The organism is Streptomyces sp. WZ-12 (genome assembly GCF_028898845.1).
Classification (GTDB): Bacteria; Actinomycetota; Actinomycetes; order Streptomycetales; family Streptomycetaceae; genus Streptomyces.
This window is the reverse complement of the sequence record NZ_CP118574.1, coordinates 8208638-8232660: the sequence shown is the minus strand read 5'-3', so window position 1 is coordinate 8232660 and position 24023 is coordinate 8208638. Positions and strand designations below refer to the sequence as shown.

Sequence of the window (24023 nt, the reverse complement as noted above, 5' to 3'; positions counted from 1 at the left end):
GCCGGCCGGGTAACGGCCGTCCTCCCCCACGCCCGCACGGCGGTCTCAGCCCGTGATCCGCTCAGCGTGCAACTCCGTTGTCATCCGTTGTCCGTGGCTGCTGTCAGGATGAGCATCACTCACCCCACACCCTCGTCAGGAGAGACTGTGAGCACTCCCGACCTCGGCCCACTGGCCATCGAGCGCCGCAGCGGCAGCGAACCGATACGGACCCGCGGTGAAACCGTCGGCAGACTCGACGAGTTCTGGAGCTGGGCCTGCTCCGACCTCGCCAACAACACCCTGCGCGGCGTCCTCGCCGAGTACCTCGTGGCCACGGCCCTCGGCACCGCCACCGGTACCCGCACCGAATGGGACACCGTCGACATCCGTACACCCGAGGGCCTGCGCGTCGAGGTGAAGTCAGCGGCATACCTGCAGTCGTGGGCACAGTCCCAGCTCTCGGAGATCTCGTTCTCCATCGCCCCGGCCTCCGGCTGGGATGCCCAGACCGGCAGGACCTCGACCGACGTACGGCGCCGCTCTGACGTGTACGTCTTCTGCCTACTGCACCACCAGGACAAACAGACCCTCGATCCGCTGAACCTCGACCAGTGGACCTTCTACGCCCTCCCCACCCGCGTCCTGGACGAGCGGTGCCCCAACCAAAAGACGATCAGACTGGCCAGCCTGCAGCGCCTCAACCCACTGGAGACCGACTTCACCGACCTGCTGAAGGCAGTCACCAGATGCACCGAAGAGACGCCGTGAGCCAGGCGGTTGGGCCCGGGTTCACTGCGCGGCGGCGGCAGTCTTGCTTAGCTCAGAGCTTCACGCAGCGGTTTGACGCGTCCTACGGCGCCACCGGACTCCGTTGTGGCCTTTAGCCGCTGCCCATCCCGCCACGGCCATGGCACAGTCTGGCCCGTGTCGTCCCCTCCCCATGCGAGGGGCCGACACGTGATCCGCTCCCACAGCAGCGCGCAGCGCGACCATCACCCATTCGGGTCGGTCTTCGCCCGACGTGCATGGCGACCACTACGCGCTGCGCATGCTGCAACCGGGGCCGTTCTCCGCGCGCCCCACCGCTGACGCCCCGAGAGGAAACACCCTCGCGAAACGCCCAAGGAGCCGCAGAGGTGAGCACCCCGGCAGCGTGCTCAACAGCCGCACACGCGGGACGTCGAGCACGGCCCGATGCAGGGCCAACAGGGCGGCTGTATAAGGGTGTTGATGCGCGAGCGCCGGCACGCCGACGACGAGGGGCCCTGCCTCAGCACCCACCACACCGCTGGAGCTCGCCACGGCACGGTCCACCGCACGCGCCGGCAGCAGCCGCTGGCGCCGCTCCGGGCAGTCGCACCCGGCTACCACCCCGCCCGTGGGAAACGCCGCCTTCTTCACCCGCCTCGCGGTGGAGGCACGAGACGCACTCCGAGAGCGAACTTCGCCACGCCACGGAGCGTGCTCACAGGATCACAGTCTTCGGAATATCTGGAAGCCAAGCGGGCAAGCCCTGGAACAGCGGGGGTTCGGGCCGCAGTGGGAAGAGGGAGCACTACGCCTATGGGTACCGACGTTCGGCACGCCGTGGTGATCGGGGCGAGCATGGCGGGGCTCGCCGCCGCACGGGTCCTGGCCGACAGTTTCGAGGCCGTCACCGTCATCGAACGCGACACGCTTCCGCGTGCGTCCGGGCCCAGGGCCGGGGTGCCGCAGGGGCACCATGTCCATGCCCTTCTCGCCCTGGGCGCGAAGGTGTTCGAGGGGTACTTCCCCGGGCTGCGGGCGGAGTTGGAACGCGCCGGCGCGCCGGTGTGGGACTGGGGCGAGGGCCTGTGCGCCGTGCTGCCCCACGGCACCCCGCCGCCCACGCCGATGGGCATGCCGATCCAGACCTTCTCCCGCCCCCTCCTGGAGCACGTTGTCCGCGGACGGGTGGCGGCCTTGGAGCCCGTCACCTTGCGGGACGGACTGACCGTCACCGGCCTGCGCACGAGCGGTCCCGGCAAGGTCACCGGAGTGCGCGTCAAGCACGGTGACAGCGAGGACGAGATCGTCGCGGATCTCGTCGTGGACGCCTCGGGGCGCTCCTCCCACCTACCGCAATGGTTGGCCGCGCTCGGCCTGCCCGACCCCCGTACGACAACCGTGGACGCCCAGATCGGGTACGCCTCGCGTATCTACACCTACCCGGAGGGGCAGGCCGCGCCCTCGTGGATGGGTCTGCTGCAACCCCTGCGGGCTCCCGACTTCCACAAGGGCTGCTACGCCATTCAGATCGAGAACAACGTGCTCCACGTCACCCTGCACGGAGCCGGCGGTACCCAACTGCCGCGCACCGAGGACGAGTTCCTCGCCTACGCCAAGTCCCTGCCCGGCCCCATCGCCGACACCATCGCCTCCCTCACCCCCGCCTCCGCAGTGCGCCGCTACGCGCGTACCCTCAACCGCAAGATCGCCTACCACCGCCTTCCCCGCTGGCCCGAAGGGCTGATCGCCATGGGGGACGCGGTGTGCACCTTCAACCCCGCCTACGGGCAGGGCATGACCGTCGCCGGCCTCGAAGCCCGCCTCCTGGAGCAGACACTCCGCAGCCAGCGTGCCCGTACCCCCCTCGACGGACACGCCTTCCAGAAGCGACTGGCGCGCCTGACCGTCTCGCCCTGGCTGATGGCGACCATCCCCGACCGTGCCTGGGAAAGGTCGCGGCTTGCCTGGCCCGTCAAGGCCGGCAACTGGTTCATGAACCGCCTGATCGACACCGTCCCGCACGACCCGAAGTTGTTCACGGCCTTCTCCAGCCTCTTCCACATGACCGCCGGGCCCCTGACACTGGCCGACCCACGGCTGTTGTCCCGCGTCCTCGCCGGCCCTCCCGCGGGCGACAACGCTCGCACGACGGCGGGCTGAATCCCCACAACCTCACACGCGGGACGTCGCGCCATGGCTTGACGGAGGGTCAACAGGGCTCCGGTATACGAGAGTTGAGAGGAAACAGGCCCCTGGTTCGACCGCGGGGCGTCAACTGAGGGATGGGGAACACAGACAGGTACGTCCGACAGGCGCCTCCCACAACGGCGCCTGCCCACGGCCCTGTTCCTCCTCGCCCTCCTCGGCGCCTTCCTCTGTCCGCTCTTCTCGCCGTCGACGCAGTCGCCGAACTCCACGCCCATCGCGCACCGGCAACCCCACGCCGTCAGCGCCCATGTCGCGCACGTCGCCCACGGTTCCCCGTCGTGTCACCACTGCGACGACCCCAAGGTGGCAACTGCCCGAGCGGGCAAGCCCCGAAGCCCGTCCCCGGAGCCGCCACCACCGCCGCTCCCCGCCTCTGCCTCAGCGCGCACCACCCCGTCGGCGGCGGAACACCGGCGTCGACTTCCGAGTCACCTGACTGGTGGCTGCCGGGATCTTCGCCCTGCTGAGCGTCGTCCAGATCCGCGCCCTACCGGCCCGCAGGCACACAGCCACCCCGCAACGGGCAGGAGACCAGGCGACGGATGAACCACGGACCGGCCAGCAACACACAGGCAACCCACAGGCCCCGCGGGCCCAGTGGCGCGGCATCCTCGCCAACCGCCCCTTCCTGCTCTTCTCCACCGCCATGGTCGGCTCCTACGTCCTCGCCTTCCAGATCTACCTCGCACTCCCCCTGGAGGTTCGGCGCCTGGGCGGTGACGGGACCTTCGACACCGCCGCCGTGGCCGCCCTCTTCGCCGTCTCCGGTCTGAGCACCATCGCCTTCCAGACCAAGGTCACCGCCTGGTGCAAAGCCCGCATGGCGCCCGGCGCGGCACTCGTCTGGGGGCTGATCACCCTGGGCACGGCCTTCCTACCACTGCTCCTGGCCACCGCCGCACCCGTACCACGCGGCGGACCGGGGCTGTGGCTGCTCGCGGCGGTGCCGCCGTCGCTGTCGGCCCTGTTGCTCGCGCTCGGCACGATGATCGCGTTCCCCTTCGAGAGGGACACCATCGTCCGCCTCGCCGGCAACCGCCTCGTCGCCACCCACTACGGCCGCTACAAGACCATCTGCGGCATCGGCATCACCCTCGCGGCAACCTCCTCACCGGCGCCGCCCTCGACGCCGCCCGCAACGCCGGCCGCCCCGCCCTCCCGTGGGCCGCCCTCCTCGCCTTGGGCCTGACCTGCGCCGCCGCCCTGTACGCACTCCACCGCGCCGGCCGCCTCACCTCCCCACCACCCCGAACGCACGCCAACCTGCACGCCACGGAGCCAACGACCGCCTGACGAAAGTCAGTTACGAAGCGGAGGGGCATCGACGTCCACGCCGATGCCCCTCCCCGGGGTTACAGCGACAGCAGCAGGCTGACCGCCCCGGGCCGAGTTAGCGGCGCCCAGTCGGCAGACCGGGCGCCGCTACCGCTCATCTTCAGGCCGCCGAGGCGACCGCCCGGCCAAGATGCCGGGCGAAGAAACGCACCGCGCTGTCGGCCTCGAACCTGGGCATTTCCAGGTGCTTGCCCGCGTTGGCGTGCAACGTCTTCTCCTTCGAGGCGAAGGCGTCGAACAGCGCGAGACCGGCCTCGCGCGGGATGAGCTCGTCGTCCCACTGCAGGTGGAACTCGATCGGGATGGTGATCCGCTTCGCGCTGTCGACCAGAACATCGGGGTAGGTCGACAGGAAGACCGCGGCGGTGATCCTGGGCTCGACCGCCACCAGCGGCACCCCGATCCCGGTGCCCAGCCCGATGCCGACGTAGCCCACCGGCCCATCGATGCCGATCTCCGGAAGTCCCTGAAGGGCGTTCAGAGTTGCCTGGTACTCGGGCACGGCGAGCTCCGCCAGGCGGGCGTTGTAGCGGACGACGATCGGGCCTGTCGGCTCGCCCGCCGCCTGCGCCGCGCGCAGCTCGGCGATCTCCTGCTCGTCGTGCGCGGTGCGCGGCCGGTCGCCGTGGCCGGGCGCGTCGATGACGGCGACATGGAAGCCGCAGCCAGTCACGAGACGCTGGGCGCGGCCCGGCATCGACGGGTGCTTCTTGTGGGCGCCGCCGCCGTGACCCATCAGGACCAGGGGCGCGCGATCGGCGCCGGAGGCCGGCGACCAGAGAACCCCGGGGATGTCGCCCAGGGTGAAGTCGCGCTCGATCATGTCGTTCGACGACGACTCGGCGGTGAATTGCAGAGGGTACATAGGTGTTGCCTTTCGGGAGTGCCTTGTGGTCGAGGCGCTCCCGGCGACACCTACGTCAGTCGCCGGCCGTGACGGGAAGGGGGAGCACCCACGTCAGTACTGCGTTCATGGGTCTCACCTCCTCGGGCGGTGTCACGGTCAATTGAAAGCTACAAGCCCGATCCTCATCCCGTCCAATCCTTTTCCCCGTCACGTGATCACGGTCCCGAACGGGTCCGCCAGCCGTTGGCGCGTGCCTCGAAGAGGCCCCGCAGGTGGGTCAAGCTCCGCTCGGCCAGCGGGCGCAGGGCCGGGGCGGCGGCGCGCGCGTCGGCCTTCAACTTGTCCATGGCCTGCGGACCGAGGGCGTCCGTGGCCTCGGCGGCGAAGGAGGGTTCGGCGAGCCAGTCGTCGAGGAGGGCCGGCGTGACCTCCAGGTGGAGCTGGAGACCCCAGGCAGCTTGCCCGATGCGGAATGCCTGGCACTCGGTGGTGTCGGTACGGGCCAGAACGCGGGTGTCGGCGCCGGGCACGATGCGGTCACCGTGCCAGTGGAGAACGGCCGGCGCGTCCGCCAACGGACCGACGACCGGGTCGTCGCGGTCCACCTCGCGCAACGGACTCCAACCGATCTCGCTCTCCCGGCCGAGCTCGGCGCCGCTCCGCACGGCCAAGTCCTGGGCTCGCGCGAGGAGTTGGGCTCCCAGGCACACGCCCAGCGTCGGGGTTCCGCATCGCAACGCTTCGGCCAGCAGGTCCCGCTCCAGCTTGAGTGCCGGATGGGCGGCCAGATCATCGGCGTTCATGGGGCCGCCCATCACGACGAGCCCCGCCAGGTCCGAAACCGGCGGCAGGTCGGCCGCCGAGGCGTCCGGCAGGTCGATGAGGTTGCGGACCTCCACGTCGAGGCCGCTGCCGTCCAACGCGTCGAGAATCAGGCCGGGCTTCTCCACCTCGACGTGCTGGAGAATCAGGACGGTGCGGGTGGGCATGAGCAGGTCTCCTGGAGGAACAGGCGATCCGGGACGGACTGGCTATCACCTTAACGCAGCAGGTCAGGACGCAATCAGCCATGTAGCGCCTGGCATCTACGGCTTGCCTGCGCGCTGCTTACCCGCACTGCTCGGCGGCATTGGCGCACGATCGGCCCGTGAGCGAGATCGACTGGCGCGGAAGACGCCGGGAGCCCCTTCGTTGTTCCCGTCACTGGAGCTCCGGTGGGACGGCCATGCGGAGGGCGGCCGTGATGGTGGCGACGGCCGGGTGGTTGGCCGCGCCGGCACGGTGGACGGTGCGTGTGCGGCGGGACATCGGGAGTCGCGTGAGGTTCAGGCCCGGGGGTGGAGCGGTCACGCCGAGGTGCGGAACCAAAGCGACACCCTGGCCGAGGGCGACCAGGGCCAGGACCGTCGTGAAGTCGTCGACCTCGTGGCGGATGTGAGGTGTGAATCCGGCGGCCTGGCAGGCCCGTTCGGTCATCGTGCGGCAGAGCGTGCCGGGCGGGGCCATGATCCACGGACTGGTGTCGTGGTCGACCAGCGAGCTCGGCGTCCGTGCCGCCAGATACATCGGTTCGGCGAACAACTCCTGTCCGGTCAAGCCGGGTTGAGGATCGGCCGGAACGAAGTCGTATTCATGCACCAGGGCCAGGTCGAGCTCTCCGGCCCGTAGCGCGGCGGCTACGCCGGCCGGATCGGCGTCGGTCACCCTGGCCTCCAACGCGGGGTGCTCGCGGGCGAGCGAGGCCAGGGCCGCCGGGACGATCGCGCGGGTCGCGGACGGATAGCTGCCGATCCGCACCGGACCGGCCAACCCGGCGCGTACGGCGGCGAGTTCGGCGTCCGCTCGCTCCAGGCGCTCCAGCACGTCCTCCGCATGCCGGACCAGGTTCTGGCCGGCCGGGGTCAGCGCGACGCGACGCCCCGCACGCTTGAGCAAGGACACACCGGTCTCGCGTTCCAACACGGACAGTTGCTGGGAGACCGCGGACGGGCTGAAGGACAGCGCCTCGGCAACGGCGGCGATGGTGCCCCGATGTGCGAGTTCCCGGAGCAGGCGCAGGCGGCGGACATCAAGCATCAGCTCAGCTTACGAGAACCATCGAGAATGTGAACTGGACCTGCGCAGTACCGATTGCGATCCTCAACGACATGAATCTCCACGGCATTTACGTACCGTTGGTGACGCCGTTCGCCGAGGACGGGACGGTCGCGCTGGACACGTTGGAACGACTGGCCCGCTCGGTCTTGGCGGAGGGCGCGGCCGGGGTGGTCGCACTGGGGACGACGGGAGAGCCCGCCATGCTCTCGCCGGACGAGAAGCGGCAGGTGGTGGATGTCTGCGCCCGGATCTGCCGGGAGCGCGGAGCGACACTGATCGTTGGCGCCGGGGGCAGCGACACCAGACAGAGCGCGGCGGCGCTGGCCGAGCTGGCGGGGGTGGCCGATGTCGCGTTGGTCCCCGTACCACCGTACGTCCGCCCGTCGGACGAGGGGGTGCTCGCACACTTCGCGCACCTGACGGAGCGGAGTCCGGTACCACTGCTGATTTACCACATCCCCTACCGGACCGGGCAGCCACTGGGAGCAGGCATCCTGCGTCAACTGGCCCTGATGCGGGGGGTCGTGGGCGCCAAACTAGCCACCGGATCGGTGGACCAGGACACCGTCGAGCTGTTGGGCGACCTGCCGCCCGGCTTCGCCGTCCTGGCCGGGGAAGACGCCTTCCTCGCTCCGCTGCTCGCCCTCGGCGCGGCCGGCGGAATCCTCGCCACGGCGCACCTGGCCACCGCGCGCTTCGTCGAACTGCTCGATGACTGGGACAAGGCAGACCTGGAGTTCGCGCGCCCACTCGGACACCGGCTGGCAACACTTGCCCGGGCAGTCTTCTCCGAACCCAACCCCGCAGTGGTGAAGGCAGTGCTGGCGGCTCAGGGACGGATTCCCACACCGGCGGTACGGCTGCCCCTGCTGCCCGCAAGCGAGGCCGCAACGGCACGGGCGTTGGATTGCCTTGCCGCGCTTGACGGGTGATCCCGGCCGGCCGGCAAGCCAGGCAGAGCAGAGGCACGGCCGGCTCAGCCGCGGGCCGTCCGTCCGCCACCACGGGCGGACGGACGAGCGAGCGGCCGGAGGAGCAAACAGGCGAGCCGGATCAGCGCTTGGCGGCGCGCGCGGCCAACGTCTCGCCGCCGACCGACCAGCCGCGGTGCTGCGACCAGTCCAACACCGCCCCCGAGCCCGTCCAAGGCACAATCCGAGCTAACACTCGTCACGAACCGTGATGTATCCGGGAGAAGTTGGGCCGCCGGGTTGCTGGGCCAGCGGACCAGCGGACCGTTGATCCACTGAGCCACTGAGCCGTTGAACCGTTGGGTCGCTCGGTGCCCGTGCCGTCGCGTCGGACGGTGTGGGACCGCAGACCTGAGCGCGGCCGAACGCGCCCTGGCCCACGCCGAACGCGGCGGTCGCGCCGTACAGGAGTCCACCGATCCGCACGGCGGCCTGATCGCCTTCGGCTTCCCGCACACGGTGAAGCGGAAAACGGCTGGCGCGCAGGAAGTGCCGCAAGTCCGGTCGGCGACCTGAGCTCGCGGTCGTCGGGCAGGAGGCCCAGTCCGCCGGCGGGCGATGATCACGGCGGCGGGTGCCGACGTATGCGAAGTCCGCGGGTACGTTCCTGCGTGTTCAGGACGCCACGGGGGTCAGGTCCGCGCGGTGCGACCGCAGGACACCGCGGTCGCCCAGCGTGATGTGGTCATGAAGGCGGTGTACCACGCGGCCTGGGAGAGCCAGGCGGACGACGCGGCCCACCTGGCCTGGATCCGGGCCTTCTACCGTGACGTCCACGCCGACACCGGTGGCGTACCCGTACCCGGCGAGGTGAGCGACGGCTCCTACATCAACTACGCGGACGCCGACCTCGCCGACCCGGAGTGGAACACCTCCAACGTTCCGTGGCACACGCTCTACTACAAGGACAACTACCGGCGCCTACAGCGGGTGAAGGCTCACTGGGACCCGCGGAACGTGTTCCGCCACGCACTGGCGATCGAGCCACGCGCCTGAGACCGCTGTGCGGCGCGGTCCCGCTTGTGGCGGCGGCCGATCGCCTCTCGCTCTTCCGGGAGGTCAGGCCGGGTCGGTTCGACCGGGCGCTTCCCAGGCACGCATGATCGCCAGGCTGTCCTCGTAGAAGCGATACCGCGTGATCTGCCCGTCAGTCACCGTCACATGGAGGGCAAACCAGGTTTCCATCAGTGCGTTGTTCGCCCTGACCCGGCTCTTGAGGTGTCCGAGCGCCACCGCGTCCCTGTCATCGGCGAGCACCTGCTCGACGACGAATTCCTCCTTGGCCACATGGTTGTAGAGCGCCCTGAAGAAATCGGCGACTTCCTCTCGCGTCGAACGCGTACCGAGCCAGGGGACTTCCTCCGCGCCGGGAACGCACCAGTCGACCTTCTCGGCGAAGAGTTCCGCTATCCGGTCACTGTGGCCGTTCTCCATCGCGCGCACATACGCCTCGACGATCTCTCGGGGCGTCCGCTGTTCCGCTGTCACCATGAGCCTCTTTCGCACGTTTGGGACGAAGTCGCCACGACTGGCCAACTCGTCGACCCTTACGCTAACAGGTTTTGGATCGATCAGTACATAATTAGTCGTCGCCCCTCCTGACGCTCAGGCAGTCACCACGAGTGCGGCTGGGTCAGCCGGCGCCTCCGGGGTGAGCCCCCTTCGACTGAACGTGGCACATGTACCTGCCGTCTTTGCCCGGGCCGGTTGCCGTTGACGCACCCGACTGAGGCAAGCTGTGGGCGGGGCGCGGCGCACGCTGTGAACCGGTTGCCCCTGGTGAACGCTGCGCCGTAGCGGGGCAGTTGCGTTTTCCCATGGATTCAGGTTCGTCGACCAGGAGGTTCCCCATGCCACACCGTCCCGTTGCCCCATCGGCTGCGTCGGACCGCCGGCGCATGCCACCGCGCGAGCAGCACAGCCATGGCCTCGCGCGCCGACCGCGCCCCGTGCGTTCGCTGTCCGGCGTCGGGGGCGACGGGGCCGCGGCGCGGCTACGCGGCTCGTGGACGGCGGTCGCGCGATGAGGGGCGTCCTGGTGACCGGCGGCTCGCGGGGCATCGGCCGGGCCGTCGCCCTGGCCTTCGCCCAGGGTGGCGACCGGGTCGCGGTGCAGTACGCGGGCAACCGCGCGGACGCCGAGGAGACCGTGCTGCAACTGCCCGGCGAGGGTCACGTGTTGCTGCAGGCCGACCTCGGTGAGCCGGGCGCCGCCGAACAGCTCGTCGCGCAGGCGGTTGCCGCGCTGGGTTCGGTGGATGTCCTGGTCAACAACGCCGGTGTGGCGCCGACGGAAGCCAACCGTCATCCGGTCGCCGACACACCGCTGGCGGACTGGCAGCGCGTGTGGCGGCGCATGGTCGACGTGAACCTGCTCGCCCCGGCCGACCTGTGCTGGGCCGTCGCCCACCACCTGATCGACCGTGGAGCAGGGGGCGCCATCGTCAACGTCGGCTCCCGCGGCGCGTTCCGGGGAGAGCCGGACTTCCCGGCCTACGGGACGACCAAGGCCGCCCTGCACGCACTTGGCCAGTCACTTGCTGTCGCGCTGGCGCCGCACGGCATCGCGGTCACCTCCGTCGCGCCGGGGTTCGTGGCTACCGAGCGCCAGGCGGCCAAACTGGCCGGGCCGCAGGGCCAACGCCTGCGCGCGGAGAGCCCGTTCGGCAGGGTCGGCGCACCGGATGAGGTCGCCGCCACCGTGCACTTCTTGGCCTCGCCCGCGGCGATGTGGGCATCGGGGACCATCGTGGACCTCAACGGCGCGTCCCACCTGCGGACCTGACGCCCGTCCCGCGGATCCGGTGCGGCGGAAGGGGCCGGTGCGCTTGGGCAGTGGCCGGCAGCGGCGTGCGTCTCGATGCCGGTGATGCCGGCCGTCGAAGCCTTCGCCGATCGTCTCCTCCACTCCGCCCGCCGGGGCCCGCCCCCTGCATGACGGAGCCGTGGCTTCATCCCCGGCGCCAGTCAGCCCCGGACCCTGCGGGCGCGAGGCAGGCAGCCGGTGTTGGGCGGCCGACTCGTCACGAGGGTCGGGGACGTGTCGGGTGTTGAGGCTCGGGTGGGCTCGTGCGGCCTGCGGTGGAGTTGAGGGGGGGAGGCGAGGGCGCCGAGACCGACGAGCAGGCGCAGGCTGCCCGCGAGCGCGATGATCAAGTACATGTTGTGCCAGTGCTGTTCCAGCACGCCGCCCAGCACCGAGGCGACCGGGATCGTCAGGAAGGCGATCATCCGGGTCGTGGCCACGACCCGGCCCAGGAGTTCGGGCGGCACGGTGCGTTGGCGCAGTACGAACCAGCTCACCATGTTGACGATGCCGACTCCGTAGACCAGGGCCCACAGCACCGCGATGCCGGTCACGTCGCGTACCGCGGCCAGGACGACGATGCCGGTGCCGGCCAGCACCGTGCCGGCGATGACGACGCGGCCGGGGGCGAACCGGCGGCCGATCCAGGGGCAGAGCGCGGCCCCCAGTACCGCCCCCGCGCCCTGCGCCGCCAGGACCACGCCGACGCCCGCGGGGGTCACACCGTGGTAATCCCTCAGGTAGTAGACGAGGTTGGCCTGCACCATCCAGGTGCCGAGGTTGGCGACGGCGAAGAGGACGGCGCCGCTCAGCAGGGCGCGGTTGTCGCGGCAGATGTGGGACAGGGTGTCCCGGATCTCGCCGAGGAAGGTGCCGCGCGGCGGCGGGTCCGCGGCGGGCCGGGCCTCGGGCGGTGGTGCGGAGGGTGCGTCGGCGGGTGCGGGGGTGCGGGTGGTCCCCGGGCGCCGGCCGAGGGCCAGGATGGCCAGCGCCGACACGGCGAAGGTGGCGGCGTCGGTCCAGATGGCGCCCTGGTAACCGAGGGCGGCGATGAGGACGCCGGCCGCGGCCGGGCCGGCCAGGCTCATCACGTTGTCGCCCATCTGCAGCCAGGCGTTGGCCCGTTCCAGGTCGGTGTCGCGCACCAGGCTCGGCACCAGGACCTGGAACGCGGGGTAGTACAGCGGCTCGACGCAGGCCAGCAGGAACGCCAGGACGTAGACCACGAGGACCGGCGCGGCGCCCGAGGTGACCACGAATGCCAGGAGCCCGGCCAGGGCCGTCGCCGCCAGGTCTCCGGCGACCAGGATGCGGCGGCGGTCGAAGCGGTCGGCCAACACCCCGCCGGGCAGCGACAGCAGGAGCAGCGGCGCGTACTCCAACGCGTAGACCACGGCCGTGTTCAGAGCCGAACCGGTCAGCTCCAGGACCATCAGCGGCAGGGTGAGCCGGTAGGTCCAGTTGCCGAGCCCGGAGACGACGAAGGCGAACAGCAGCAGCCCGTACCGGGCGCCGAGCCCCCGGGCGGCGGGGGCGCGGGCGGTCGCGGTCACCCCGCCACCTCGCGGATCAGGTCGAGGACGGCCGTGCGCCACGGGCGGAGGTAGAAGTGGTCGCCGGGGAACATGCGGACCGCGAACGGCCCCGTCACCTGCGAGCGCCACGCCTCCAGTTGTACGAGCGGGATGGGGTCGTCGGTGCCGCCGAGCACGGTCGCGGCCACCGGGAGCGGGTCCGCCGCGGTGGCTCGGTAGGTCTCCAACACCTCGTAGTCGGCGCGGAAGTAGGGCAGCACCAGGTGGCGCAGCTCAGGGTGGTCGCGCAACTGCGCGGGCACACCGCCGTGCCGTTCGGCCACGACGTCGAGGAAGTCCGCGTCGGGCAGGTCGTGGAGGCTGCCCTCGTAGGCCACCAGGCCGGGTGCGGGGCGGGCGGAGAGGAACAGGTGCCGGGGGCCGGGCAGGCCCGCTGTCCGCAGCGCGCGGGCCGCCTCGAAGGCGACCAGGGCGCCGAAGCTGTGCCCGAAGAACACGGTCGGCAGGTCCATGCGGAGGTGTGCGGCGAGCTCCGCCACCAGCGGGCCGATCCGGGTGTGCGGACGCTCCCGGGCGCGGGCGCCGCGGCCGGGCAACTGCACCGCGCAGACGTCCACGCTCTCCGGCAGATAACGGTGCCAACTGCTGAACTCCGCGGCGGTGCCGCCCGCGTGGTGGAAGCAGTAGAGGCGGGTGCGGGCGCCGGGGCGCGGGGCGCCACGGACCAGCGCGGTCTCGTGGCCGGCGGTCACCGGCCCTCCCCCGCCCGCCGGCGCAGTTCGCCGGCGAGCGCCTCAAGGGTGGGAAACGCGAACAGCTCGCCGATGCCCATCTCGATGCCGAGCCGGTCCCGGACCTCGGCGATCAGGCCGACGGCGCTGAGCGAGTCCCCGCCGAGGGCGAAGAAGTCGTCGGCGGGCCCGATGGCGGTACGGCCGAGCGCGGTCTGCCAGATCTCCTTCAGGACCGCGGCGTGGTCCGGGGCATCGCCGCGGTCCGGTGCCGGCAGGGGGTCCGGTGGCGCGGCAACGGGGTGGGTGGCGGCGGCCGGTTCGGGGTCCGGGTCCGGGGCGGGAGGGGGCTCCGGCGGCGCGGTGGGAAGGGGCTCGGGCGGCACCGGTATGCCGTCGCGGTAGGGGCGGACGGCGACCTGCCGGCCGGGGCGGGCCGCCAGGATGTCGAAGAACAGCGCCACGCCCTCGGCGGGCGGGATGCCGTCCGACGGCGGCAGGCCGGCGGCCGGGGTGCCACCGTCGTCGGGTTCCACCACGGACCCGTCGTCGGCCTCGGCTTCGGTGGCCGCCGACGCGAACGGGCGGTCCGCCACCGCGCGCATCGTGAAGCCGCGGACCGTGACGGCCGGCGCCCCGTCGGGGTGTACCAGGTCGAGGTCGGCGACGAGTACGCCGCTGCCGCCGCGCCGGTGCCGCACATGGGCGGCGAACGCGCCGGGCAGGTCGTCGTAGACCGTGATCTCCTCGTACAGCAGCGGCAGATGGTGGCCGTCGGTGCGGCGCCGGGTGAGTGCGGTGGCGCTGTCCAGGAGGGCCGGGTGCAGTGCGTGGTCGCCGAGTTCGGCGTGGAAGCGGGGATCGAGGCGGAGCCTGGCGAGCTGTTCGTCCGCGGAGCGGCGCACCTCCGCCACGCTGTGCCAGTGCGGGCCGAGTTCGGCCAGGCCGGCCGGGTCGTCGTCCTCGGCGGGCCCGGTCAGGCGCGCGGCCACCGCGGCCAGGTCCACCCGGGGCGGGGCCGCGTCGCCGGGCCGCTCCACCCGCCCGGTGGAGTGCACGGTGGAGCCGCTGGTGAGCGTGAACTCCCAGTGATCGTCCCGGGGTTGGAGCAGGATGCGGATGCGGCGGGTGCCGTCGACGAACAGCGGACGGTGGAAGACCGCGTCGCGCAGCCGCACCGGCGCGCCGGGCGGCTCCGGGAGCAGCTCCCGGGCGGCCCGGACCACCAGGTCCAGGTGGGCGGTGCCGGGCAGTACGGCGCGCCCGTCGAAGCGGTGCTCGTCGAGCATCCACTCCCGTTCGGACAGCTCCTGCTCGTGGACCAGGGGTTGCGGTGGGCGGCGGGTGGCGGACCAGTCGGCGAGCGGGGCGCCGCTGCCGGGGTCGACGGTGGCGCGGGCGGCCATCCCGACCGCGGCCCAGCTCGGCCAGTTGACGCTGACGCAGCGCTGCCGGGAGGCGGTGGCATGGGCGTCGAGGAAGGCGTTCGCGGCGGCGTAGTCGGCGCTGCCGACCAGCCCGGCGAGGGAGGCGCGGCTGGAGAAGTGGGCGAGGAAGTCGAGCGGTGGGCGGTCGGCGAAGACCTGTTCCAACGCGAGGGTGCCCAGGGTCTTCGGCCGCAGTACCGCCCGCAGTTGCTCGACGGTGCGGAAGGCGATCAGGCCGCCGCCGGGCAGCCCCGCGGTGTGCAGTACGCCGTGGATGCGACCGGCGGTGCGTTCGACGCGGTCGGCGAGGTCGCGCAGGGACGCCTCGTCGGTGATGTCGGTGCGTTCGGTGAGCACCCGCGCGCCCAGCCGGGTCAGCTCGGCGAGGTGCGGCTCGGTGGCGGGGGTGGGGCCGCGGCGGCCGGTGAGGACGAGCGTTGGGGCGAGGCCGGTGGCGGCGAGCCCGCGGGCGGCGGCCAGGCCCAGTCCGCCGTAGCCGCCGGTGATGAGGTAGGTGCCGCCGGGGCGGATCGGTGGCTCGGTGGCGGGTCGGTGCGGGATCGGCACCTCGACGGGCGCCCAGCGGCGGTCGCCGCGCAGCGCGACGACCGGCGGCCCGGCGGGCTCCTGGAGCTGATGGGTGATCAGGTCGTCGTCGGTGCCGGGTGCGATGTCCAGCAACAGGCAGGCGGCGCCCGGCAGTTCCAGCGGCACCGTGCGGGCGAGTCCGGCCAGGGCCGCCTTGGCCGGGTGGAGGGGTTCGCCGCCTGAGACGTCCACGGCCTGCTCGGTGAGCAGCAGGAAGCGGGGCGGGCGTCGGGCGCCGCGGGCCACGGTCCGGACCAGCTCGAAGGCGCTCTCGACGCCCGCGGCGAGCTGGTCGGTGACGTTCCGGACGGTGGCCTGGGGCCAGTTGCCGGCGGCGCGGGCGTGGACGTAGAGGGCCGGTTCGCCGCCGTTCGCGAGGAGTTCGGGCAGGACGTCGGCGACGGTGCCGGGGTGGGCGGGGACGACGCGGTGGCCGGCGCGGCCGAGGAGCGCGGTGACGCGGCGGGCGGCGGCGGGGTCGTCGGGGAGCAGGGTGAGGGCGGTGCTGCCGCGGTACCGGGGCGGGCGGGCGGTGGCCGGCAGTTCGCGCCAGCGGACCAGGGACAGCGGGGAGGGGCCGGGTGGGGTGGGCGCGGCGGGCGTCCCGGGGGTGGTGCGGGTGCCGTTCCCGGCCGCGGTGTGCTCCCCGGCCTCCGGCAGCGGTGGTTGGGCGGGCCGCTCCGTGGCGGGTGGCGGCGCACCGTCGCCGGTGGCGGCGGGTTCCGGGCTGGGCGGCGGGCTGATCCAGTGCCGGGTGCGCTGGTAGGGGTAGGCGGGGAGGGCGGTGCGGCGCAGCGGGCGGGGCGGGCCGACCGCTTCCCAGCGCAGGTCGTGGCCCTCGGTCCACAGCGTGCCCGCGGCGGTCAGGGCGGCGCTCGGGTCATCGGCGTCGGTGCCGAGGCCCGGCACGGCGAGGCTGCCGCCGCCGTGGCCGCGGACGAGCGTGGTGAGGGCGCGACCGGGGCCGGCCTCCAACGTGGTGAGCGGCCGGGCGCCCAGGAGGTGGGCCAGGGCCGGGCCGAAGCGCACCGGGGCGGCGAGTTGCCCGGCCCAGAAGGCGGGGTCGGTGGCCTGTGCGTCGGTGAGCGGCTCGCCGGTGGCGGCCGAGATGACGGGGACGGCGGGCGGGGCCAGGGACACACCGTCGAACGCCGCCAGGAACTGCTCGGCGGCGCGCGCCATGGCCGGGGAGTGGAAGGCGTGCGAGGTGGTGAGCCGCCGGGCCCGCCCGCCCGCGGCCCGCACCTGGGCGGCGGCGGCCTCGATCGCCTCCGCCGGGCCGGCCAGCACGCTCTGGCGCGGGCCGTTGACGGCGGCCAGGGCGAGGCTCTCACCGAGCAGGGCCCGGGCCTCGTCCTCGGGAAGGGCGACCGCGAGCATGGCGCCGGGCGGCATGGCCTGCATGGCCTGGGCGCGGGCGGTGACAAGACGCAGGCCGTCCTCCGGCTCGGCGACGCCGGCGACCAGGGCGGCGGTCAACTCCCCGACGCTGTGGCCGAGTAGGGCGGTGGGGTCGATGCCCCAGGCCCGCCACATGGCGGCCAGGGACAGACCGACGGAGGCCAGCAGCGGCTGGGCGTACTCGGTGCGGTTCAGCAGTTCGGCGGCGTGCGGGCCGCGCCAGGCCGGCTCCAGGTCCACGCCGAGGGCGCCGACGGTGTCCAGGCAGCGGTGCATGGTCTCGGTGAACACGGGGTCGCTGCCCAGGAGTCCGGCGGCCATGCCCGGCCGTTGGGAGCCCTGTCCCGGGAAGAGCAGGGCCACCGGCCGGGCGGCGGCGCCGTCGGTGGGGCGGAGCACGTCGCGGCCTTCGGGGGCGGAGAGCAGGTCCACCGCGGCGCGGGCGGTCTTGGCGACGGCGGCCCGGCGCAGCCGGTGCACGGTCCGGCCGTGCCGCAGGGTCGCCGCGGTGTCCACGAAGCCGTCCGCGCCGCGCCAGGTGAGGTGCCGGGCGAGGCGAGCCCGCACCTCGGGTTCGGCGGCCTCGGTGCGCGCCGACCAGACGAGCAGTTCGGGGCCGTCGGTGGCGGGGCCGGGCGGGGCGGGCGGCGCCTGCTCCAGCACGACGTGGGCGTTGGTGCCGCCCACGCCGAAGGAGCTGACGGCCGCGGTGCGGGGCCGGTGGTCGGCGGCGGGCCAGGCATCGCGCCGGCCGACGACGCGGAAGGGAGTGGTGTCCAGCTTCAGCCGGGGGTTGGGCTCGGTGAAGTGGACGGTCGGCACCAACTCGCCGTGCTCCAGGCAGAGGACGGTCTTGATGAGCCCGGCGATCCCGGAGGCGGGGCCGAGGTGGCCGATGGCGGACTTGACGGAGCCGAGCGCGATACCGGCCGGAGCGTCGGCGCCGGGACCGGTCAGGAAGCGGTACGCGGCGGTGAGCGCCTCGATCTCGATGGCGTCGCCGATGTCGGTGCCGGTGCCGTGTGCCTCGATGTAGTCGATGTCGCCGGGGGCGCGGCCCGCGACGGCCATCGCCTCGGCGACGGCCCGCAGTTGGCCGTCCACACCCGGTGCCGAGAAGCTGACCCGGTCGGCGCCGTCGTTGGCGACCGCTGAGCCACGGATCACCGCCCGGATGGGGTCGCCGTCGGCCAACGCGTCGGAAAGCAACCGCAGGACGACGGCGCCACCGCCGTTGCCGAAGACGGTGCCGTTGGCCCGGACGTCGAACGGGCGGCAGAACCCGTCCCGGGAGTAGATGCTGCCGGGCGCCCAGCGATAGCCGTGGCCGTAGGGCAGTTCGATCTCCGCGCCGCCCGCCAGGGCCGTCTCGCACTCGCCGGCCCGCAGCGCCTGGCAGGCCAGGTGGACGGCGACGAGGGAGGTGGAGCAGGCGGTGGCCACGGAGAGGGCGGGGCCGGTGAGGCCGAGGCGGTAGGCGGCGGTGGCGGCGACGTAGTCGTTGTTGTTGTGCAGGTCCAGCGCGAGCGCGCCGGCTCGGGCGGCGGTCTCCTTGTCGGCGCGCAGGTTGAACTCCGCATAGCGGTTGGCGGCGGCGCCCGCGTAGACGCCGACGGTGCCGGGTACGGCGAACGGGTCGTGGCCGGCGTCCTCCAGGGCGGAGTGGGCCAGTTCGAGGAAGAGACGCTGCTGCGGGTCCCGCAGGGCGGCCTCGCGCGGGGTCATCCCGAAGAACTCGGCGTCGAACCGGTCGGCGTCGGCGAGCAGCGGGACGCGGCGGACGTAGTGCGGGTCGGTCAGGTGGTGAGCGGGGACGCCGGCGGCGCGCAGGGCGTCGTCGGTGCGGGTGGTGAAGCAGTCGGTGCCCTCGGAGAGGTTGTGCCAGAACCGTTCGAGGTTGTCGGCGCCGGGGAACCGGCCGGCCATACCGGTGATCGCGACCGGCTCGGCGGTGTTCTCGGACGCGGGCTGCTGCGGTGACGCGTTCATCGCTGGCTGGTCTCTTTCCGGTCGGCCAGGCGGCGGCGGACGGCGCGCCGGGCGGCGGCGCCTGCGTGTGGTGTGGGGCGGGCGTCCGGTGCCGGACCGCCGAGTGCCGGGGCCCGCTCGCCGCCCAAGTGGCGGGCGAGCAGGCGGGCGTTGGGGAAGCGGAAGAGGTCGACGACCTCGGCGGTCAGGCCGTGTGCGCGCAGTCGCTCGTGCAGGCGCAGCAGGGCGAGGGAAGTGAGGCCCGCCTCGAAGAAGTTGGTGGTCGCGCCGGGCGGTGCGGGCGGGGTGCCGCCGGCGGCGGTGAGCTGGTCGCGCAGGGCGGCCAGGATGGTGTCCTCGATGTCCAATGCGGCCTGGCCCACGGGGCCTTGGGGGGTGTTCGCCCCGGCGGCGAGGGCGGCGGTCGCCCGCTGGTCGGGTTTGCCGTTGGCGTCCAGCGGCAGCGCGTCGACGAGCACGATCCGGTCGGGTACCGCCCATGCGGGCAGCACCGTGGCCAGTTCGTGCCGCAGTTCCCCGGCGAGTACCGGCTGCGCGCCGGGCGCGGCGACGACGGCGGTGAGGCCGGCGCCGGCGGCCGTCGCGACGCAGCCGGTCACGGCCGGGTGGGCGAGCAGCGCGACCTCGATCTCGGCCGGTTCCAGCCGGTGGCCGCCGACCGACAACTGCCGGTCGCGGCGACCGGCGAATTCGAGCTGCCCGTCCGGGGTGTACCGGCCGAGGTCGCCGGTGCGGTAGGTGGTGACGCCCGGTTCGCCGTGCGGGTCGGGGCCGAACGGAGCGGGCTCCGCGGCGGGTTGGGTGCGCACCGCGAGGCCGCGGCCGCGCACCACGATCTCGCCGAGCTGGCCGACGCCGGCGCCCGGCAGGAGGAGTTCCCGCCATGGGCCGCTGGCGGCCAGTGGTACGCCGGTGCGGTGGCGGCGGCGCCGCACCGGGTCGCCCGCGGGGTCGCGCCAGCGCAGCCAGGTGCTCAACTGGGGGGTCGCGGTGGCGCCGTAGCCGTGGTGGATCTCGGCGGCCGGGGCGGCACGGCGCAGTTCACGGGCGACCGGGTCGGTCAGCGCCGCGCCGGAGAGCACGATGTGCCGCAGGTGGTCCAGTCGCCGTCCGGCGGCACGCACGGCGGAGGCCAGCAGCCGGGCCCGGCCGGGGGTGGCGTGCAGCAGGGTCAGGCGCTCCTCGGCGAACAGGGCGGCGAGCGCGGCGGGTTCGGTGGTGTCCGGGAGGTAGAGGGTGCCGCCGGCGGTGAGCGGGACGAGTATGTCGCGCAGGACGGGATCGTGCCCGGGGGCGGAGAGCAGGGCGACGCGGTCCTGGGGGCCGGCGTCGAACGCCTCGCGGTAGTGGTGCAGGGCTTCGGGGAGCGCTTCGCGGGGGACGAAGACCACGCTGGGCTCTCCCGTGGTGCCCGAAGTGCACAGGGCGTGGCCGCAGTCGAGGGGCCGCGGGCCGGTGGTGGGGCGGGGCAGGTCGGGTCCGGTGAGGACGGGGACGGGCCAGTCGGGGCCGCCGGGGGTGAGCACGGCCTCGACGCCGGCACCGGCCACGGCGGCCCGTAGCCGCTGTGGCGGCAGGGCGGCGTCCACGAGGGTGACGGCGCATCCGGCGTGCCAGGCGGCGAGGAGTTCGACGACGGTGGTGGTCGTGCGGTCGCCCGGGAGCAGCACCATGCGGTCGGTCCAGCCGGCGGCGCGCAGGGCGTCCGCCCGCTCCTCGACCGCCTGTCGGAGCCGGCGGTAGGTCAGTTCTCCGGTGGGGTGGTGGAGCGCGATCCGGTCGGGGTGTGCCTCGGCCGCCGCGGTGAACGAGGCGCAGACGGTGGGTGGTTGGGGCCGGGGGGCGAGGGCCGCGGATGGCCGCCGAGCGCCGAGCGGCCAGCGGGCGGGAGCCCGGCCGAGGCCGTCGGGGACCTCGTGCAGGAGCCGGACGAGCTGGTCGAGGAGGTGGCCGGCGGTTTCCCCGTCGAAGACGTCGCGGGCGTACACCAGGCGCAGCCGGTAGCCGCCGGCCGGGCCGCGGTGCAGGTAGAGGCCGAGGTCGAACAGGGCGCCGGTGGTGTCCGGTTCGACCTCCTGAGCCACCGCCCCGGCGAAGGAGGGGGCGGGCGCGGCGTGGGTGAGGTCGTTGAACCACACCTGGTACAGCGGATTGCGGCTGAGCGTGCGGGGCAGTCCGAGGGCGTGCACGATCCGCTCGAAGTCCGCACCGGCGTGGGCGTGGGCGTCGAGCAACGCGCCGGACACCCGGCGGACCAGGGTGGCGAGGCGGTCGGCGCCGGCGACGTCGATCCGCACCGGCAGGGTGTCGACGAGGAAGCCGAGGACGTCGTCGTCGGGCCCGCCGTCGCGGCTCGACCAGGGGACGCCGACGACGACCTCGTCCTGGCCGCTCCAGGAGGTGAGCACGGTGGCGAACGCGGCGAGGACGAGCGGAACCGGTGTGACGCCGAGTTCCCGGGCCACCGCGGTCAGGCGGTCGGCGGCCGTCCCGGCCAGGGTGGCGCAGGCGGCGGCGCCGGTGAAGGTGGGGACCGCGGGACGGCGGGCCTGGAAGGGCAGGCCGTGGGCGCGTGGGGCGTCGCGCAGCCGGTCGGTCCAGTAGGCGAGGTCCGCCTCCTCGGCGGCGGCGTCCGCGTGGGTGGCCCGGTGCGCGAGCAGGTCGCCGAACTGGGGCGGTGCGGTGCTCGGGAGGCGGCCGTCGTAGGCCGCGGCGAGGTCGGTGAGGAAGAGGTCCGTGGAGCGCTGGTCGGCGATGGCGTGGTGCAGTACGGCTACCAACAGTCCGTCCGGCCCGGGGCCCGCGGTGTACCGGACGCGCAGCAGCGGCGCCGCGTCGACGGGCAGCGGTTCGGCCGCGGCGTCGGCCGCCAGGGCCCGGCAGCGCTCCTCGGTGAGCGGCTCGTGGACGGTGGTGACGGAGAGCGGCGGTTCGACGTGTGCGGCGATGTCCTGGTACGGGCCGCTCCCGTCCTGCGCCAGGCGGGTGCGCAGCGCCTCGTGCCGGGCGACGACCGCGGCGAGTGCGGTGCGCAGTTGGCCGGTGTCCAGGCCGCCCGCGACGCGCACGGCGGCGACGACGTTGTAGGCGCTGAGCCGTGGGTGGAGCTGTTCCATCAGCCACAGCCGGCGCTGGCCGGCCGAGACCGGGGCGCGGGCCGGGTCGGGGCGGCGGGGCGGCCGGCCGGAGGTCCCGGGGGCGGTGGCGGCGGCGGTGGCGGTGGGGAGGCGGCGGCGCAGGGCGGCCAAGGTGAGGCGTCCGTGCAGCAGTTCGGCGAGGGTCAGGCGCAGACCGTAGTGGCGCAGCAGTTCGCCGCGCAGGCGGGCCGCGGCCAGGCTGTGGCCACCGAGGGAGAGGAAGTCGCGGTCCTCGTCGGCGGATTCGAGACCGAGCGCATCGGCCCACATCCGGGCTGCCGGGTCGTCACCGGGGGTGCCGCGGTCGCCCGGGGACGCGCCGAGTTCCGCGGCGCGGCGGCGCAGCGCCGCCCGGTCCTGCTTGCCGCTGCCGGTCAGCGGCAGGGCGTCGAGGGTGACGAAGTGGCCGGGGACGTAGGCGGCGGGCAGCCGGGCGGCCACATGGGCGCGGTAGTCGTCCCGCGGCTCCGGTCCGGCGGCGGGCCGGAGGAACGCCACCAGCCCGGGGGTACGCCCGCCGGTCGCGACGACCGCGCATTCGGCCACGCCGGGGTGCGCGCGCAGCACCTCCTCGACCTCGCCCGGCTCCACCCGTACGCCCCGGATCTTGACCTGCTCGTCGCTGCGGCCGTGGTAGTGGATCTGCCCGTCGGCGACACTGACCAGGTCTCCGGTGCGGTAGACCCGGTCCACACCGCTGCCGGGGGGTGCCGGGACGAAGGCCCGCTCGGTGAGGTCGGGCCGGCCGAGGTAGCCGAGGGCCAGGGGTGCGCCGCCGATGCACAGTTCACCGGTGGCGCCGTCGGCGACCGGCCGGCCCCGGTCGTCCAGGACGAGCAGGACGCAGTTGTCGACGGCCCGGCCGATGGGGACGGTGTCGAGGGCGGCGGGGGCAACCGGGCTGTCCCAGTAGGTGACTTCGATGGATGCCTCGGTGGGGCCGTAGAGGTTGTGCAGCCGGGCCGGGAGGGTCGCCAGGCAGGTGCGGGCCAAGGCGGGCGGCAGCGCCTCGCCGCTGCAGAAGACGTGCCGCAGGCCGGTGCAGTCGGCGGCGCCCGGCCAGCGCAGGAACTCGTCCAGCATCGAGGGCACGAAGTGGCAGACGGTGATGCGGTGTTCGATGACCGCCTTGACGAGGGCGCCGGGGTCGGCGTGCTCGCCGGGGTCGAGCAGGACCAGGCGGGCACCGGCGATCAGCGGCCAGAAGATCTCCCAGCCGGAGACGTCGAAGGTGTACGGGGTCTTCTGCAGGACCCGGTCGGCGGGCGTCAGTCCGTAGTGGCGCTGGCCCCACAGCAGCCGGTTGGTGAGCCCACCGCTGGGCACGAGGACGCCCTTGGGGGTGCCGGTGGAGCCGGAGGTGAAGAACACGTTGGCGAGCTGGTCCGGGGCGACCGGGCGCAGCGGCGCCGCGGGTTGGGCCGGGTCGGTACCGGCGGCGAGCGGGACGAGGTCCAGCAGGTCGGGGCCGTCCGGCCCCCGCCAGGCGGCCAGCGGGCCGGTGGTGCCGAGGATGACGGCGGGCCGGGCGGTGCCGAGGATCAGGGCGAGCCGTTCGGCGGACTCGTCGGTCGCCAGCGGGAGGTAGGCCAGGCCCGCCTTCAAGATGCCCAACAGCGCGGCGACCATGTGGGGGCCGCGGTGGGCCAGGACGCCGACCGGCCGGTCCGCGGGCAGGTCGCGGTGGCACAGCGCGGCGGCGATCCGGTCCGAGATCCGCTCCAGTTCCAGGTAGGTCCAGGTGCCACCGGCGCCGGTGAGCGCGACGGCCCCGGGGGCGCGTTCGGCGGCGGCCCGGACCAGTCCGGGGATGCCGTGCGGGGCCAAGTGGTCGGCGGCGGGCCCCCGTAAGGCGTCGCCGAGTTGCTCGTCGGGACGGTGCATGGCGGATCTCCCCCGTATTCCTGGCACCGCGGCGGCGCGGCGCGGGCCGCGACCGATGGCGCCCTGACGGCCTGCCGGCTCCGCGGGAAGGATTCCGGGCGACGGATATCCGGCTGACCGGTGTTTTCTCGTCGGGCGGCGACCATCGCCGTGGAACGCTTTGGATAGAGCGAGGTGCGCGGGAAAGCGGTGATCACGCTGCGGCAATGCTGTCGCACGGCCCGGCGGGTGATCGCTGCTCAGAATCGTTCCGGAATACCGCGAACGGCCGCTGCTGATCGCCGAATTCGCCGACCCGGGACATTCCCCCCTTGGCCCGATGCTAGTCAGCCCGG

12 protein-coding genes and 2 pseudogenes are annotated in these 24023 nt (G+C 73.5%); 6 read left to right on the top strand and 8 right to left on the bottom strand.

The window, feature by feature from the left end:
- Window positions 1-147 precede the first annotated feature (147 nt).
- The 3 genes and pseudogenes from PV796_RS36105 to PV796_RS36095 form a co-directional block, all read left to right on the top strand.
- A complete protein-coding gene (locus PV796_RS36105; RefSeq protein WP_274917965.1) occupies window positions 148-750 on the top strand; it encodes a hypothetical protein in 603 nt (200 codons plus the stop codon).
- 795 nt (window positions 751-1545) lie between these two features.
- Entirely contained in the window at window positions 1546-2892 is a 1347-nt protein-coding gene (locus PV796_RS36100) for an NAD(P)/FAD-dependent oxidoreductase (RefSeq protein WP_274917964.1), read from the top strand.
- Between the two features lie 457 nt (window positions 2893-3349).
- Window positions 3350-4233, top strand: a pseudogene (locus PV796_RS36095) (MFS transporter); the annotation flags it as partial.
- A gap of 142 nt (window positions 4234-4375) precedes the next feature.
- On the opposite strand, the gene PV796_RS36090 reads toward PV796_RS36095, so the two are convergent.
- From PV796_RS36090 to PV796_RS36080, 3 genes are all read right to left on the bottom strand, one after another.
- Complete coding sequence (locus tag PV796_RS36090; protein WP_274917963.1) at window positions 4376-5140, bottom strand: alpha/beta hydrolase; 765 nt, start codon at window positions 5138-5140, stop codon at window positions 4376-4378.
- 197 nt (window positions 5141-5337) lie between these two features.
- Window positions 5338-6111: a type 1 glutamine amidotransferase gene (locus tag PV796_RS36085; RefSeq protein ID WP_274917962.1), complete on the bottom strand. Its 774-nt coding sequence runs from the start codon at window positions 6109-6111 to the stop codon at window positions 5338-5340.
- 211 nt (window positions 6112-6322) lie between these two features.
- The gene (locus tag PV796_RS36080) at window positions 6323-7198 is read right to left on the bottom strand and encodes a LysR family transcriptional regulator (protein ID WP_274917961.1); all 876 of its coding nucleotides are present in this window, start codon (window positions 7196-7198) and stop codon (window positions 6323-6325) included.
- Window positions 7199-7269: 71 nt separating this feature from the next.
- On the opposite strand from PV796_RS36080, the gene PV796_RS36075 reads away from it, so the two are divergent.
- Both PV796_RS36075 and PV796_RS36070 read left to right on the top strand, forming a co-directional pair.
- Entirely contained in the window at window positions 7270-8151 is an 882-nt protein-coding gene (locus PV796_RS36075; RefSeq protein WP_274917960.1) for a dihydrodipicolinate synthase family protein, read from the top strand.
- A gap of 666 nt (window positions 8152-8817) precedes the next feature.
- A pseudogene (locus PV796_RS36070) lies at window positions 8818-9186 on the top strand (BBE domain-containing protein); the annotation flags it as partial.
- A 63-nt stretch (window positions 9187-9249) separates the two neighbouring features.
- Here the strand turns inward: PV796_RS36070 and PV796_RS36065 are convergent.
- Window positions 9250-9681: a nuclear transport factor 2 family protein gene (locus tag PV796_RS36065; protein ID WP_274917959.1), complete on the bottom strand. Its 432-nt coding sequence runs from the start codon at window positions 9679-9681 to the stop codon at window positions 9250-9252.
- 532 nt (window positions 9682-10213) lie between these two features.
- Here PV796_RS36065 and PV796_RS36060 point away from each other — a divergent pair.
- Window positions 10214-10975, top strand: a complete 762-nt coding sequence (locus PV796_RS36060) for an SDR family NAD(P)-dependent oxidoreductase (protein ID WP_274917958.1) — start codon at window positions 10214-10216, stop codon at window positions 10973-10975.
- A 182-nt stretch (window positions 10976-11157) separates the two neighbouring features.
- On the opposite strand, the gene PV796_RS36055 is transcribed toward PV796_RS36060, so the two are convergent.
- Genes PV796_RS36055 through PV796_RS36040 form a run of 4 tightly spaced genes read right to left on the bottom strand, consistent with a single transcriptional unit; the run spans window position 11158 to window position 23688 of the window.
- Window positions 11158-12549 (bottom strand): MFS transporter, encoded by a 1392-nt coding sequence (locus PV796_RS36055; RefSeq protein ID WP_274917957.1) that lies wholly within the window; start codon window positions 12547-12549, stop codon window positions 11158-11160.
- Entirely contained in the window at window positions 12546-13283 is a 738-nt protein-coding gene (locus PV796_RS36050) for a thioesterase II family protein (RefSeq protein ID WP_274917956.1), read from the bottom strand. Before PV796_RS36050 ends, PV796_RS36055 begins: the two co-directional genes overlap by 4 nt.
- Entirely contained in the window at window positions 13280-18667 is a 5388-nt protein-coding gene (locus PV796_RS36045; RefSeq protein ID WP_274917955.1) for a type I polyketide synthase, read from the bottom strand. The genes PV796_RS36050 and PV796_RS36045 overlap by 4 nt, the downstream gene beginning before the upstream one ends.
- Window positions 18664-23688, bottom strand: a complete 5025-nt coding sequence (locus PV796_RS36040; protein WP_274917954.1) for a non-ribosomal peptide synthetase — start codon at window positions 23686-23688, stop codon at window positions 18664-18666. The genes PV796_RS36045 and PV796_RS36040 overlap by 4 nt, the downstream gene beginning before the upstream one ends.
- Window positions 23689-24023 lie beyond the last annotated feature (335 nt).

Excerpts from the sequence above, each read along its gene's own strand:
- PV796_RS36080 (WP_274917961.1), bottom strand. The coding sequence starts at position 7,198 with ATGCTTGATGTCCGCCGCCTGCGCCTGCTCCGGGAACTCGCACATCGG.
- PV796_RS36060 (WP_274917958.1), top strand. The coding sequence starts at position 10,214 with ATGAGGGGCGTCCTGGTGACCGGCGGCTCGCGGGGCATCGGCCGGGCC.
- PV796_RS36090 (WP_274917963.1), bottom strand. The coding sequence starts at position 5,140 with ATGTACCCTCTGCAATTCACCGCCGAGTCGTCGTCGAACGACATGATC.
- PV796_RS36065 (WP_274917959.1), bottom strand. The coding sequence starts at position 9,681 with ATGGTGACAGCGGAACAGCGGACGCCCCGAGAGATCGTCGAGGCGTAT.
- PV796_RS36045 (WP_274917955.1), bottom strand. The coding sequence starts at position 18,667 with ATGAACGCGTCACCGCAGCAGCCCGCGTCCGAGAACACCGCCGAGCCG.
- PV796_RS36040 (WP_274917954.1), bottom strand. The coding sequence starts at position 23,688 with ATGCACCGTCCCGACGAGCAACTCGGCGACGCCTTACGGGGGCCCGCC.
- PV796_RS36075 (WP_274917960.1), top strand. The coding sequence starts at position 7,270 with ATGAATCTCCACGGCATTTACGTACCGTTGGTGACGCCGTTCGCCGAG.
- PV796_RS36085 (WP_274917962.1), bottom strand. The coding sequence starts at position 6,111 with ATGCCCACCCGCACCGTCCTGATTCTCCAGCACGTCGAGGTGGAGAAG.
- PV796_RS36100 (WP_274917964.1), top strand. The coding sequence starts at position 1,546 with ATGGGTACCGACGTTCGGCACGCCGTGGTGATCGGGGCGAGCATGGCG.